Below are 15476 nucleotides of genomic sequence, written 5' to 3'. Positions count from 1 at the left end.
CCTTTCATACTCAGGACTCCCTTTTTACAGACTATCCAGCCTGCTATTGCAACCTCGCGTCTTCACGACTATTGAAGGTATCTCCCTGGTTAATATCACCGGTTTCGAAGCCTTTTTTAAACCAGTATGCCCGTTGCGCGGCAGTACCGTGGGTAAAGCCTTCCGGAGTAACGTACCCCTGCGTTGACTTCTGGATGTTATCATCGCCGATGGCGCTGGCCGCATTCAGGGCTTCTTCTACGTCACCTTCCTGCAAAATCTTGAATTGCTTTTGCGCATGGTGCGCCCACACACCCGCCAGAAAATCGGCCTGTAACTCAAGGCGTACAGATAACCGGTTGGCCTCTGTCTGACTCATTCGCTCCTGAGCCTGATGGACCTTATCCAAAATCCCCCACTGGTCCTGAATATGGTGCCCAATTTCATGGGCGACTACATAGGCCATGGCGAAATCGCCGGGGGCATTGAAGCGTTGTTGCAGTTCGTCATAAAACGACAGATCGATATACAGCTTTTTGTCGCCGGGACAGTAAAAAGGACCCGAGGCTGATGAGGCCATACCGCAGCCTGATTGGGTTTGGCCCCGAAACAAAACAAGCACCGGTTGCGTGTATCGCTGCCCTTCATCGGCCATCACTTTCGTCCACACATCTTCGGTATAACCAAGTACAACACGGGTAAACTTGGCTGCTTCATCATCGGGCTGTGGACCGGCTGGAGCTTGTTGGGAAACAGCCTGACCACTGTCGCCACTTTGATTGAGAATTTGAGACGGGTCGCCACCGAGTAAGTAAATGACCAGGGCAATGACCATCGTGCCAATACCGCCACCGACAACCATGCCGCCGCCACCGCCGCCCCGACGGTCTTCTACGTTATCGCTTTCGCGTCCACCTAACCAGCGCATATAGATAATTTGTTAAAATTGGGTACACGTGTCAATGTTGTTCGACACTGCAAGCTTACCTTTTATTGGGGTAAAATGTTTAATCGCCGAAGGAAAACTTACGGCTGCCGAACTTGCCTGGTGTAGTGTAATAGGTCAATTTGGGAATGATACTACCAATCAGCTACTCAGATAGAACGGCCAGCGATAGGTTGGTTTGCCTGATATTGGGGTTGTTCGGCTAGTTGATAAAATCACCAGATGTGAGCTTCATCTATGGTGATCAAGTGCGGTTATACGACTCGCCCCTGTGTTGAGCTGCGGCCGTACAGCATCGGACAGGAGGCTGTCCATTTTCGGACAGCGAATAGTTGCGAAACGCTGTTCAGAGCGTAAAAAAGACGTTTTTGTGCCGTGGCACGGCAGTTGACTTAGTGTAAATACCATTGACTCTTAGATTTCAGCCAGGCTACCCAGCGGCTACAACGACTTTTCTTATGCTTCGATCTTACTTGACCATCGCTTTCCGAACTCTCCGTCGCAATCGCCTATACGCGTTGATCAACGTGACGGGGCTTGGTCTGGGCATTGGCTGTGCGCTGTTGCTTTTCGCGTTGGTACGTTACCATTACCGAACCGATACGCACCATAGCAAATACGACCGGATATATCAGTTCACTTCAGCGTTTAAAACACCCGACGGCGATTTCTTCACGCCTGGCGTGCCTGAAACGTTTGGTCAGGCTTTGAAAACCGATCATCCGGAAATTGAACACCTGGCCATGATCGAGGAGTGGGAGGAGCCTATGGTTATTGTGCCGGGCGGTACAGGTGCGGGTACTACCGGAATCGACAAGAAGTTCAAGGAGAGTTCAGCTAAAGCGGCTTTCACCACGCCATCATATTTCCAGATTTTCGACTACCATTGGATCGCCGGGGGGGCGGCTGATCTGAGTCAGCCAGGTACGTTGGTGCTTAGTGCGAAGTCGGCTATCAAGTATTTTGGCTCCACCAATGTGGTAGGCAAGGTAGTGAAGCTGGACGGACGTACCTCGGCGCGGATCGTTGGCGTATTTGCCGATTATGATGATAACACCGATTATGCGTACGAACTGATCGGGTCTCGTGCCTCCCTGAAAGACTTCCAGGGCCGTCCGTTCGACGAGAGTTTCACCAATACCAACAGCAGCACACACTGCTTTGTGGCGCTTAACGACCGATACACCGCAGCTAACTGGAACCGTGATCTGCCCGCTTTCCTGAAAAAGCATAACCCCACCAATATTAAAACAACCCGCTACCCGATTACCCCACTGAGTGATCTCCATTTTGCTACAGACTATAATGGTGTTAGCAAGAACCTCATTTTATCGCTGTTTATCATTGGCCTCTTTCTGGTCATCACGGCCTGCATCAACTTTGTGAACCTGGCTACGGCGCAGGCCATGAACCGGGCGAGGGAAGTGGGCGTACGGAAGGTGTTGGGCAGCACACGCAGTCAGTTGCTGGGCCAGTTCATGGGCGAAACGGCGCTGATCGTTACGCTGGCGATGGGGTTGGCAATCGGGGTGTTCAGCTACGGCCTGTCGCTGGCACAAACGTACCTGCACGGCGCTTTTCGGTTTACGTTCTATTTTTCGCCATCGGTACTGGGCTGGCTGATGTTGCTGGTGGCGGGCGTTATTCTGCTGGCGGGTCTCTATCCGGCGTTGATTTTAGCCGGATTTCGGCCGGTCGTAGCGCTAGCGGGCAAAATAACGACCCAGCAGACAGGCGGCTTTACTATCCGGCGCGGCCTGGTCGTTACGCAGTTTGCCATTTCGCAGATGCTCATTATCGGGCTCATCGTAGTCGCTAATCAATTGCACTACGTACAGACTAAAGATCTTGGTTTCAAGAAAGATGCCTTGCTAACCATTCGGCTGCCGCTTGTGGCCGAGCAGGATATCAGTAAAATGAATACGTTCCGGAGCTTGGCAACGGCGTTACCCGACGTGGCAGGAATCAGCTATTCGATGAGCGGACCCCCTCAGTCTGGTTGGGTGAGCCAGACCAGCATCCGGTTCGATACGCGGCCGGAAGAAGAGAAATTCGGCCCGCAACAAGCCTGGATCGATGATAAGTACGTACCGCTTTTTGGACTGAAACTGGCGGCTGGTCGTAACCTGAACCCGTCGGATACACTTCGGGAAGCCCTGGTCAATGAAGCCATGGTGCGCAAATTGGGATTCAACGATCCGACGAAGGTGCTGGGTAAGCTCATTCACAAAGGGAATCGTGCTCATATGGAGATTGTGGGCGTTTTGAAAGATTTCAACCAGAGCGATTTGAAAAGTGCTATTGGTCCATCGTTTTTCAGTACATCGGCTAAGAATTATTTCGGAGCTAATCTGCAACTACGAACGGGGAATTATCAGCGCGTAATCAGTCAGTTGGAAACGGCGTATAATCAAGTATATCCCGACAGTTATTTCGATCATCAGTTTGTGGATGACCAGATTGAAGAGCGCTATCAGGAAGAACAGACTATGGGGCGGCTGGTCAACTTCTTTGCGGCCGTAGCCCTGCTGATTGGCTGCATGGGGTTATATGGACTGGTACTATTTATGGTTACGCAGCGCACCAAAGAGATCGGCGTTCGGAAAGTGCTGGGCGCCAGCGTAGGCAGCATTCTGTGGCTGTTCAATCAGGAATTTGTTCGGCTCATTGCGTTTGCCTTTCTGATGGCGGCCCCGGCAGCCTGGTGGGTCATGAGCCAATGGCTGAAATCTTTTGAATACCGCATCGATCTGGGGCCATTCATTTTTGTTAGTGCCCTGGTTGCGACGGTCGTGGTGGCCGTATTGACAGTGAGCTACCAGAGCATTAAAGCCGCGCTGGTAAATCCGGTGAAAAGTTTGCGAAGTGAATAAGTGACAGACCCTGGTGAGGCAAACCCTACTGGAAATTCGTCTCATTCGTGTCAACATAGGCCTATAAACCTAAAACTATGAAAACGATCTTGATCGCTTTTGTGCTACTGCTACCACTTGGCAGTTACGCGCAGGATAAGTATGCTGCTTATAGAGAGCTTCGGGGAAATGGTCAGCTTATTCGGGAAACGAAAACGGTACCACCGTTCGAAGGGATCGAAATCGAGCAGTTTCCGGCCAGAGTTGTTGTAGAAGCCGGTGCAACGGAATCGTCGGTGACGATCAGTATTGATGAGAACCTGCGAGCATTCCTGCAGATCGAGGCGAAAAACGGTACGCTCAAGCTGGCCTTCAAAGACCCGAACAATAAACCTTTCTGGGTGAGTAAGTCCAGCATCGATGTGGTGATCAAAACGCCGGAACTGAAACGATTCAAGCATGGATCGAATAGCGACGTGGCCGTTCGTGGTCTTCTGGGCGAGTCGTTTGCGTTTGTCAACGAAGGCAATGGGAACGTACGGTTACAGGGTCGGATCAAAACCTTCGATCTTGTCAGTACAGCCAACGGCCGCGTTGACGCCGAACGACTGCTGACAACGACCGTCAACGTCATGACTCACGCAAATGCTACCGTTCGGGTTAATGCCAACGCTGTGAACGAAGTAAGAAAGGCTAATGCCACTGTAACCAATGTTGCGAATTAATGTAGCGTGGGACTTAGGATGAAAGCTCCGCGCCCCACGCCTTAAGCGCCAAACCCCATGCTACAGAACTACATCAAAATCGCGTTCCGCAACTTGTGGAAGCATCGGCGGTTCAGTGCGCTGAACATAGTTGGCATGGGCGGCGGCATGGCAGCCGTTGGGCTGATGAGCCTGTACATCATCCATGAGCTAAGCTACGATCGCTTTCATGCCAATGCCGACAGGATCGTGCGCGTGGTGCATTACGCTAACTGGCCGGGTGGAAATCTTCATCTGGCGCCTACCTCGGCCCCTTACGCCGCAGCGTTGAAGAATGACTACCCGGAGGTCGAAAAAACGGTTCGAATTCAATCTGAGGGTGGGGGACAGATCACCTACAAAGACAAGAAACTGAACGTCGACGATATTATGTTCGCCGATCAGTCTGTGTTCGACGTGTTCCCGTTTCTACACGGTGATCCGGCAACGGCGCTGGCGCAACCTCAGTGCATCGTTATTACGAAAAGCCTGGCCGAAAAGCTGTTTGGCAACGCGGATAAAGCGATTGGGCAAACGGTCGAATTCTCGAATCACTTTCCCAACCGGGTGACGGGCGTTATCGACAACGTACCGACCACCTCGCATCTACAATTCAGCGCGCTCCGGTCGCTGCCAGCCAATTATACCAATGGTTGGCAAAACTTCGAGCTCTATACATACCTGCTGTTGACCCCCGGCACAGACCACAAAGCGTTGGAAGCCAAACTGCCTGGTTTCTACGAGAAGTACATCAGGAAAGAAATGGGTCAGGTGACCTACCGGATGGAACTGCAGCCGCTGACGTCTATCCACCTGCAGTCGCATCTCGACTACGAAATCAGCCCGAACGGTACACTCAGCACCATTTATACGTTTGCCATTGTTGCCTTCCTGATCCTGCTGATCGCTGGTATTAATTATGTGAATCTGTACACCGTTCGGGCCGTTGCCCGCACGCGGGAAGTGGGCGTTAGAAAAGCTATTGGATCGCGCCGTGGGCAGCTTATTGGCCAATTCCTGACCGAATCGATGCTGATGGCTATCCTGGCTGGTGGTGTGGGTATGATGCTGGCTACTCTTTTTCTGCCGCTGTTCAACGAGTTGGCGGGTAAAACCCTTCTTATTGGTGAGTACGGTCTGCTCACAACAGTTACGGCGGTGCTTGTCTTTACGGTGTTGCTTGGGCTGGCAAGTGGATTATATCCGGCCCTGCTCTTATCTGGTTTTCGGCCGGTAATGGCGCTGAAAGGGCGGCTGGCAACTCACTCAACCAGTGGGCGATTCCAGCAGGCACTGGTGGTGTTTCAGTTCATAGCGGCCGTGGCACTAATCAGTTGCTCGTGGGTGATTTATCGGCAGATGAACTTCGTGGCGCATAAGAATCTGGGCTTCAATAAAGATCAGGTATTGACTTTTCACTTGGATGGGGATACGGTACGTACCCAGATTCGGGCGTTGAAAGAGGAACTGACCAAAAGCCCGCTGATTGAACAGGTGGCCGCCGCCAGCAATCCGATTGGCAACAACAACATCGGTCGAGACGGTATGTTCTTTGAGCAGAACGGTATGAAGCCAACCAGCACACAGGTGGTGCAGGTGTTTGGGATCGACCCTGATTACCTGGGTACGTTGCAGATCAAGCTGCTCCGGGGGCGCAATTTTACCGGCGCTGTTAGCGACCGGCTGGGGGCGGTACTGGTGAACGAATCACTGGTGAAAAAGATGGGCTGGCAGGAGCCAATTGGTAAGCGGGTCTGGTATTTTCTGGGGAAAGATAAAACGGTCGAAGCCCAGGTTGTGGGCGTTGTGAAAGATTTTCATACGTACTCGCTTCAGCATAAGATCGAGCCGCTGGTGTTGCACGTACCCAATCCGCAGGATAAGGACAACCTGTATGTCAGGATTCAACCCGCCAAAACGGCTGAGGCTTTGGCATACATCAAATCGGTTTACCGGACGTTTGATCCTACCGCCGAAATGAGTTTTCATTTTCTAGACGAGAATTTCTCGCAGCAGTATAAAGCCGAACAAAAGCAGGGATATGTCCTGCTCGCTTTAACGGTTCTCGCTATTCTTATTTCCTGCCTCGGTCTGTTCGGACTGGCTGCCCACGCGGCCGACATGCGCACGAAAGAGATTGGTGTTCGGAAAGTGCTGGGCGCTACTGTGGCCAGTATCGTCACGTTGCTCTCAAAAGACTTCCTGAAACTGGTCTTGATTGCCATAGCTGTCGCCTCGCCGCTCGCCTGGTACGCTATGACTCAGTGGCTGGGGAGCTTCGCCTACAAGACCGATATGGAGTGGTGGGTCTTTGCCGGTTCAGGTACGTTGGCCGTGGCAATCGCCCTGGCAACGGTCAGTTTCCAGAGTGTCAAAGCCGCGTTGATGAACCCGGTGAAGAGTCTACGAACAGAGTGATAAATGCGCGGGGCCGGGGGCTTGGAGGCGTGGAGTATCGCTCTCGCGTCAGCCATCCCAGGCCCCGCGCCCCAAACCCCATGCTACAGAACTACATTAAAATTGCCTTTCGCAATTTGTGGAAGAGCAAGATCTATTCGGGTGTCAATATAGTTGGGTTGGCCCTGGGGCTTGCCTGTTGCACCGCCATTGGCCTCTACATTCTCGACGAGTTTCAGTACGACCGGTTCCATAGCAAGCTCGACCGAATCTACCGGATCGTATCGCACCAAAAACAGGCCGACGGGTTGTATAATGTGGCCGTAACACCCGGTCCGCTAGCGCCGACGCTTACCACCGATTTTCCGGAAGTGGAAAAAGTAACCCGAATTGGGCGCTGGCGGGGTACGTTGAGTCGAGGTACCCAAACAGTCGAGACCGAGTCGATGCTGATCACGGAGTCATCGTTCTTTAGCACGTTCGATTTTCCACTGGTTGCGGGCAATGCGCAAAAAGCATTGGCGGCACCGAATGAGGTAGTCATTAGTGAGAACATGGCACTGCGTCTGTTCGGTGAAAGCTGGTCAAAGCAGGGGATTCTAGGCCAGTCGCTGGTGTTCAATAACGAAATCCCATTTGTCGTTGCGGGCGTGGCCAAAACGCCACCAACGCATTCCAGCATCCAGTTCGATGTGTTATTGCCTTACAAATGGCTGGAAAAAACGGATGAATGGAGTCAGAAATGGAACAGCAACAACTACCACACCTACGTGCTGCTGAAGCCCGAAGCCGCTGAGTCGGCGAATCTGACCAACTTTTCGGCTAAGCTAAGCGGTCAGCTCAATCGATATACGCCAACCGAGGATAGGCTCTATCTGCAATCGATGCGCGACAGCTATCTGAGGTCGAAATTCGATTTCGAGACCGATTGGGGATTGCGTAGCGACATTCTGTATATCCGCATTTTTGTGGCTGTTGGACTGATTTTGCTCTTGATTGCCGTCGTTAACTTTATCAATCTGGCCACGGCGCGTGCGTCACAACGGGCGCGGGAGGTGGGCGTGCGCAAAACAATTGGTGCGCAACGTACCTGGCTGGTGATGCAGTTTCTGGGCGAAGCTTTACTTATGACCTGTTTGGCGGTAGCCATGTCGCTGTTGCTGGTGCAGGCGTTGTTGCCTCTGTTCAATGGACTAGCGGCGAAAACGCTCGTACTTCCCTTCAGTGAGCCGTACTTCTGGCTGGCATTAACTGGCCTTACCCTCGTGGTTAGCCTGCTGACAGGCCTGTATCCTGCCTTTTTCCTGTCGTCATTCCGGCCAGCGCAGATACTGAAAGGTACAGGTGCTACTCAGGCGCTGTCGGTGCAATCGGGTCGGGTTTTTCGGCAGTCGCTGGTGGTGGGCCAGTTTGCCTTGGCCGTTGGACTGGTCATTGGCAGCGTGGTTATCTACCGCCAGCTCGCCTTTGTGCAGAACAAGAAACTTGGGTTCGACCAGTCGCAGCTGATGTACGTCCGCCTGAAAGGGGAACTGCGTAATAAGGTTCTGCCCTTCAAACAGGCAGTTCAGCAGTTGCCCGGCGTGACTGTGGCATCGCCAACAACTGGTGCGCTGGTCGATATGGTCAATCAGGGTGATATTGAATGGGAAGGCCAGCAGCCGAACGACAAGTTTTTGATCACGAACATGAACGTAGATCCTGATTTTGTGGCTACTACAGGCATGAAACTGGCGGCGGGTCGAAATTTTTCGTGGCGTATTCCATCAGATACATCGGCTACAATGGGTGCGTTTATGCTAAACGAAACCGCCGCCAAACGCATGGGCTGGACGCCGGAGCAGGCTATCGGCAAGCGCCTGAAGTTCTGGGGACCGTCGGGCGTAGTGGTGGGTGTGCTGACCGATTTCCATTTCCGGCCCCTGCGCGTAGCGATCGAGCCGTTCATCTTCCGGTTCCGCCCTGATAATCCGTACTTCAATCTGTTGGTGAAGACAAAGCCCGGTGCCGTACCACAAACGATTGCAGGTATTACGGCGCTGTATAAAAAGATGGAGCCCGCAAGCCCGCTCAGCTACGGGTTCGTTGATCAGGAATTGGACGCGCAATACCGGGCCGAACAGCGCATGGGGCGCATTATTCTCTATTTCTCGATCCTCTCAATCTTCGTCTCTTGCCTCGGTCTGTTTGGACTTACCACCTTCACCGCCGAAGCGCGCACGAAAGAAATCGGTGTGCGAAAAGTGCTGGGTGCCAGCGTAGGCAGTATTGTGACGTTGCTCTCGAAAGACTTCCTGAAACCGGTACTGGTTGCGATCGTCATTGCCAGCCCCATTGCCTGGTATGCCATGACCAACTGGTTACGCGACTTCGCCTACAAAGTCGACCTCGACTGGTGGGTGTTCGTACTTTCAGGTACGTTAGCCATCGGCGTTGCCATGCTTACCGTCAGTTTCCAAAGCCTGAAAGCCGCGCTGGACAATCCGGTGAAGAGTCTGCGAACGGAGTAGGGGGCGTGGGGCTGGGTGCATAGGGCAAGGGACGCTCGCACGCGAGCACCCTAACTCGCGAAGGAAACTACCTTTGCCGTCGTTAGCTGAATGATGTTCACTAGCTACTATTGGGCCAGAGTCTCTATCGACAAAGGGTACTCTCCACAGACAAGCGACAACGGAGCCTGTCTAAAGACCCGCATGCGAAACCCCTTACCCCATGCCGTAAGTTCCTTGCTCCTCCACGCCCAATCACTCCCGCCGGATGGCTTCGACGGGATCTAGGCGGGCGGCGCGCATGGCTGGGTACGTGCCGAAGAGGATGCCAATCAGCATGGCGATGGCGATGATGAGACCGAACGTATTCCAGGTGTAAGCAGCCTGGAAGGGTACATCGGTGATGGCTTTGATGATGGGGATGAATGCCAGTGTGCTCAACACGCCCAGCGTCAGGCCCAGCAGGCTGCCCAGCGTTGAAATAGTGATCGATTCGGAGAGGAACTGCCAGAGGATATCGCGCCGTTTAGCGCCCAGCGCTTTGCGAACGCCAATTTCTACTGTGCGCTCGGTGACAGAGATCAGGAGCACGTTCATGACGCCGATGCCACCTACCAGCACCGAAATGCCCACGATCAGACCCATGATGAGTCGAAATAACAGAAATCCTTTCGCCGCCTGATCAACGCGCTGTTCGTTGGTGATAACCGCAAAATCGGCCTGCTTGCCGTTCATGTTCGCTTTCAGCCAGCCTTCGACTTCTTTTTTCAACGCAGGTACGTCCTCAACCCGATTCGCTTCAATTACGCACATGGGCGGCGTAGCGTCCAGCATACTGTCTGACAGGAGCGTAAGGGGCATCAGGAGTTGCCCCACTTTGGCATCCTTGTCAGCCGATATGCCGATGATCGTTAGCTGCTTACCGTTATACGTCACCTGCTGACCAATCGCCGTTTTTTCGGGTCGCTTACCCGCCAGTTGCTTGGCCAGCTTCTGATTGATGAACGCCACCGGATGTTGTCCGTTCAGGTCAGCTTCGGTAAACGCCCGTCCGTGAATAAGAGTTAGATCAGGATGAAGGGGTAAACTCAATCCGGTAATGATGGCGCCTGTTTTGCGGGTTGGCGTCTCTAGCCCTAACTCGCCATTCTGCCGACAATACAGGTAAGCCGTAGCAGGTTTGGTCAGCGATGCCCGCATTTTCCCGAAGGAGCCAGAGTTGAAGTGCGCATAATCGGCCTTACGTACCTGCACCTCATTTACCGTTTTGTACGGGTTCGACTGCACAATAATCGCTTTGAGCGACGTCGTTTTAGTGATCTGCTCCTGCGCGTACTGTTCCATGCCGTCGATCAATGACAAAATGGCGACCAGCGCCGCCACGCCGATCACGATGCCGAGTATTGACAGTACCGTGTGGAAAAATCGGGTGCGGATGTTTTGCAGGGCCGTGGCGAACGAAACCAGGATTTTTTTCATCAGAACGTAACACCCACGCTTTGGGCAGGCATCACGAAATAGCAGACTTCCTGATGCACAGGCAATGCGTATGTGATAAGCGGCTAGTGACGGTATTGTCATTGGCCAGGTGATACGCTCACGTTACGTTGCCGTTGGCTTAACAAATAGTTGCCGGATCGATACCAGATGCCCGAACAGAACGACGGGGACGATGAACGTAGGCAGCCAGCTAAAGGGGAAATAGGCGATGGCAATGTTGGGCTGATCGAACGCGAATTGCTGCACAGGCGTAGGTGCCGACAGCAACGCGTACCTGACGATAATGAGTAACAACCCCAGGCAGATGATATTCCAGACGAACAAAAGCGGACGATTCAATCTGGCCTTTGTGAAACCGAAGTAGGCAACAAAGGGCGCCGAGAGACCGGAGAAAATATCAAAATTACGCCCCTCGAACGTCATCAGTTCCGGTACGGCTTTGTGGATGAATAGCCAGAACAAGACCAACTCAACGGGAATACGTACCACGTTCAGGTACGTTAGGTCCTTGAGTGGTAAGCTGTCGATGAATCGTTTCCCGCCAGCGGTGGCGAACAGGAAAACAATGGCCAATAGGGTCGGTATAATGCTAAACAAAACCAGTCTGGGAGGTCCTGGCGTACCTGCCTGAGCATATATACCGTTCAGCGGCAGGAGCGCCTGAAGCAACAGCCAGCCGATTAGTCCTAGCAGGATCGGCATAGCTTTTCGTCGAACGGTATCAGTCCGGGCCCGTTTGAGCCCCCTGTAGAAAAGCAAAAGAGTGGCAAGGGTTGTTAGTCCGAAGGTGATCGGAATGTAGGCTGGCAGGGTAGATAGCATGGTGCTAGGCGGTAGTTCTATGCAAATCTTATCAATTCCGGTAAGAAACCTGTCGCCTATACGCTATCGATGATGTATAGCTAGTGGTAAAATGCCTGAAGGCCTTTCAGGAAACTTAACTGTCCGGTGTCCATATGCCCAAGCTGATCATAGACACTTCCTTTTACAACCAGCTTCTTGTTCTTTTTAAGGCTCGTTGTCAGATTAGCCACTGGTTTGATGTCCCAAACCGGATTTTCGGTACCGCCCACTGAGACGAAAATGTAGCTAGAGTCTTTCTGATTCAGCGAGGCCAATGTTGTCGGTAACTGGTTCAGGTAAAAGTCGTGGTACCAGAGCGAGGGGCTGGCCGCAATAAACTTGGTGAATTCTTCTGTCTTGTTTGTTGTCTGCGCCAGCAGCGAATACAACGTGAAATAACCCCCCAATGAATGGCCAAGTAGCGCTCGATTCTGCTTAGTGGTTCTAAATGTTGAGTCGATTGTCGGGAGTAAACGATTGACAATGAACTGCCTGAAGCGCTCACCGCCACCGACCGCTGTTAGCTCATCTGATGGCAAGGCTGCCGGGTAGAGGTAATCTCTGGTGCGCAATGAGTCCATGGCGTTGAGCGATTTGTAGCCAACGCCTACCAGAATAAGTGGCGGTAACAAACCCGCTTTCTCATACTGTCGCACGCTGGCCGCCAGCATAGGAAAATGAAAGTTAGCATCCAGTAGAATAACAACAGGGTATCGTTTGGCGATACTGTCATTGTATTCGATTGGTACCTGAGTCTGGATATAAAAGGAGTCTTTTACCGTAGGTGAAAAGAGGGCAAAGCTGTCGTTTCTCTCGGTGGACGATGCTGTATTGGCTGTGTTCGACTGGCATCCGATGACGAAGAACAGGCTGCCAACGCTTACTAACTTAGTGAGTTGCGCGATCATTTTGAAAAGAGTAGGTAAGAACAAACTAGATAGGCTAATGAGTACTGACAAACCACGACCGTTCTAATGACCGATTACTTTTTAAGGATTATTAATTCGTTTCCTGACGGGTACGTACCTGCGAAGTACCCTTACTGATTGAGTCTTAGATCAGCTCAGTATAATGCCTGCGTTATTGTCCGCTTATAAATCAAAACGTCCGAATGCGGACAGCAGAAAAGGAAATGTTGATTTTAGCGTGTTGATTATCAATCGATTGAATTTACGGTACTGGATTTGGATGAGGCTTAGTCAATAAATGGCACGCGCCTGCATCTCATGTTCCAGAACCATCTTAAAATCGCCTGGCGGAATCTGATCCGCAATAAAGCCTTCTCGGCGATCAACATCGTTGGTCTGGCAATTGGGCTGGGTACGTGTCTGCTCATCGGCCTGTTTATTCTCGATGAACTGAGCTACGACCGTTATAACGAGAAAGCTGATCGCATAGTCCGGGTTGTATTCCGGGCGTCGATCAACGGGCAGAAGATTCGGGAGGCGCATGTGATGCCGCCCGTAGCGCAAATCCTGAAAGCGAACTACCCGGAAGTAGAAGCCGCCACCCGATTACGTGCGGCCTGGCCATCGCTGGTGACCTACGGCGAAAAATCATTTCCGAACGAACGCTTCGCCTACGTTGACCCTAACTTCTTCGAGGTATTCACGTTACCGCTCGTTTCCGGCAATACCAAAACCGCGTTATCGGAGCCAAACACGGTGATTATCTCACAAGCGGCGGCGGAGAAATATTTCGGTCGCGAAAATCCGGTTGGGAAGGTGCTGACGGTGAAAAGCTGGAATATGGCCTTTACTGTAACGGGCGTAATGAACGACGTACCCACCAACTCGCACTTCCACGGTGACTTTTTCGCGTCGATGGTTGGCGCGCCCGATGCCAACTCCACATCGATGATGACGTCAGAATACCATACGTACCTGGTGTTGCCAACGGGATATGATTATAAACAACTGGAAGCGAAACTACCAAAAATTGTAGCCACGTACATGGGGCCGCAATTGCAGAAAGCGTTTGGCATGACCATGAACGAGTTCCTGCAGAAAGGCAATCAGATTGGCCTATTCCTAAACCTGTTAACCGACATTCATCTCAACTCCGATACGACGGGTAACCTGGAGGCGGGGGGGGACATCCAATACGTCTGGATTTTCGGCGCCATTGCCGTATTCATGCTGCTAATCGCCTGCATCAACTTTATGAACTTATCCACAGCCGGGGCTTCGAAACGTGGAAAAGAGGTCGGTGTGCGGAAAGTGCTGGGGTCGCTACGGTCCAGCCTGACAAGCCAGTTCCTGATCGAGTCGCTGCTACTGACGGCCGTTGCGCTGATTTTAGCGGTTGTGCTGGTAGCAATCGCCCTGCCTTTCTTCGACGATCTGGCAGGGAAAGAATTGAGCCTGAGTCGGCTGAAATCGCCCTGGCTAATGCCGGGTATCTTGTTGCTGGGTACGTTGGTTGGTCTGCTGGCGGGGAGTTATCCGGCTTTTTTCTTGTCGTCGTTCAAACCGATTGCGGTGCTGAAGGGAGGTACGCCGTTTAGTCGGGCAGGCAGGTCGGGCGTTGGCGTACGGTCGGGGCTGGTGGTGTTTCAGTTCTTCATCGCGATGCTGCTGATGGTGGGTACTACGGTGGTCTACCAACAGCTCAACTTCATTCAGAACACCAAACTAGGCTACGATAAAGACCAGGTGCTGGTGCTGCGCGACGCGTGGCGGCTCGGTAAAAACGAAGCGGCTTTTCGCCAACAACTGGAACAGGACTCGCGGGTGGCTAATGTGAGCGTGTCGGGCTACTTACCCGCCGGACCAACCAATAACAACAACTTCATTTCGTATGCCGATGATAACTCGGCGCAGCTAATTACTACCCTACGCTACGATATCGACGGCCGGTATATTCCGACAATGGGGATGGAGATGGTAGCGGGCCGCAATTTTTCACCGCAATTTCCGACCGATTCAACAGGCGTGATCCTGAACGAAACGGCCGTAAAAGCCTATGGCTGGACGGGTAACGCGCTAGGCCACACCATTACGCATACCGAGAATGACGGTAGTCGACTGACCTACCGGGTCCTTGGCGTGGTGAAGGATTTCCATTTCAAATCATTCCACGAACGAATTACGCCCTTGCTGATGGTGCTCGGAAAAGGCGAAGGGTCGATTATCATCAAGGCCAAAACAAAAGATGTCAGCGGATTGCTGGCCAGCCTGAACAAGCAGTGGGACGCGTTCAAGCCCGAGGTGCCGTTCAGCTATTCGTTTCTGGACGAAAGCCTGATGCAGACGTACCTGGCCGAGCAACAGACGGGCCGTGTGCTGGGCCTGTTTTCCGGGCTTACCATCTTCGTGGCCTGCCTGGGCCTGTTTGGCCTGGCCATGTTTACGGCTGAGCAACGCCGCAAAGAGATCGGTGTTCGGAAGGTGCTGGGCGCTACCGTGGCCAGCGTGGTCGGACTGCTCTCGAAAGACGTGCTGAAACCGGTGCTGATTGCCATTGCCCTCGCTAGCCCCATTGCCTGGTGGGCCATGAACGCCTGGCTGGCCGACTTCGCCTACAAAATCGACATTCAGTGGTGGGTCTTTGCCATTGCCGGTACGCTGGCAGTGGCCGTAGCCCTGCTCACAGTTAGTTTCCAAAGCATAAAAGCCGCATTGATGAATCCGGTGAAATCGTTACGATCTGAATAATAAATGCGCGGGGCTTAGGGCGGGGGTATTGCTCTCGCGTCAGCCGCCCTAAGCCCCGCGCCCCAACCCCT

General features: G+C 52.6%; 9 protein-coding genes. 5 read left to right on the top strand and 4 right to left on the bottom strand.

Features of this window, described 5'->3' with window-relative positions; translation table 11 throughout:
• Positions 1–43: 43 nt before the first annotated feature.
• Positions 44–907, bottom strand: a complete 864-nt coding sequence (ypfJ, locus tag F7231_RS09850; RefSeq protein ID WP_085410893.1) for a KPN_02809 family neutral zinc metallopeptidase — start codon at positions 905–907, stop codon at positions 44–46.
• A gap of 476 nt (positions 908–1383) precedes the next feature.
• On the opposite strand from ypfJ, the gene F7231_RS09845 reads away from it, so the two are divergent.
• From F7231_RS09845 to F7231_RS09830, 4 genes are all read left to right on the top strand, one after another.
• The gene (locus F7231_RS09845; protein WP_166691770.1) at positions 1384–3798 is read left to right on the top strand and encodes an FtsX-like permease family protein; all 2415 of its coding nucleotides are present in this window, start codon (positions 1384–1386) and stop codon (positions 3796–3798) included.
• A gap of 77 nt (positions 3799–3875) precedes the next feature.
• Positions 3876–4502, top strand: coding sequence for a GIN domain-containing protein (locus F7231_RS09840; protein WP_166691769.1), 627 nt, complete (start codon positions 3876–3878; stop codon positions 4500–4502).
• A gap of 57 nt (positions 4503–4559) precedes the next feature.
• Positions 4560–6938 (top strand): ABC transporter permease, encoded by a 2379-nt coding sequence (locus F7231_RS09835; protein WP_166691768.1) that lies wholly within the window; start codon positions 4560–4562, stop codon positions 6936–6938.
• A gap of 80 nt (positions 6939–7018) precedes the next feature.
• Positions 7019–9427, top strand: a complete 2409-nt coding sequence (locus F7231_RS09830; protein ID WP_166691767.1) for an ABC transporter permease — start codon at positions 7019–7021, stop codon at positions 9425–9427.
• 234 nt (positions 9428–9661) lie between these two features.
• Here F7231_RS09830 and F7231_RS09825 read toward each other — a convergent pair whose 3' ends face one another.
• The 3 genes from F7231_RS09825 to F7231_RS09815 all read right to left on the bottom strand — a co-directional run bounded on the left by F7231_RS09825 (position 9662) and on the right by F7231_RS09815 (position 12657).
• Positions 9662–10885 carry an ABC transporter permease gene (locus F7231_RS09825; protein ID WP_085410888.1) on the bottom strand — a complete coding sequence of 408 codons (1224 nt, stop codon included), beginning with the start codon at positions 10883–10885 and terminating at the stop codon, positions 9662–9664.
• A 123-nt stretch (positions 10886–11008) separates the two neighbouring features.
• On the bottom strand, positions 11009–11728 hold the full coding sequence (locus F7231_RS09820; RefSeq protein ID WP_085410887.1) for a DUF8737 domain-containing protein: 720 nt from the start codon (positions 11726–11728) through the stop codon (positions 11009–11011).
• Positions 11729–11808: 80 nt separating this feature from the next.
• Positions 11809–12657 (bottom strand): alpha/beta hydrolase, encoded by an 849-nt coding sequence (locus tag F7231_RS09815; RefSeq protein ID WP_166691766.1) that lies wholly within the window; start codon positions 12655–12657, stop codon positions 11809–11811.
• A 318-nt stretch (positions 12658–12975) separates the two neighbouring features.
• Between F7231_RS09815 and F7231_RS09810 the strand changes: the two genes are divergently transcribed.
• Positions 12976–15405 (top strand): ABC transporter permease, encoded by a 2430-nt coding sequence (locus tag F7231_RS09810; protein WP_166691765.1) that lies wholly within the window; start codon positions 12976–12978, stop codon positions 15403–15405.
• The last annotated feature ends 71 nt before the right edge of the window (positions 15406–15476 follow it).

The sequence above is a fragment of the Fibrivirga algicola genome, from assembly GCF_011742925.1.
Classification (GTDB): Bacteria; Bacteroidota; Bacteroidia; order Cytophagales; family Spirosomataceae; genus Fibrella; species Fibrella algicola.
Note: the sequence above shows the minus strand (reverse complement) of the source record. Positions and strands in the feature narration are given on the sequence as shown.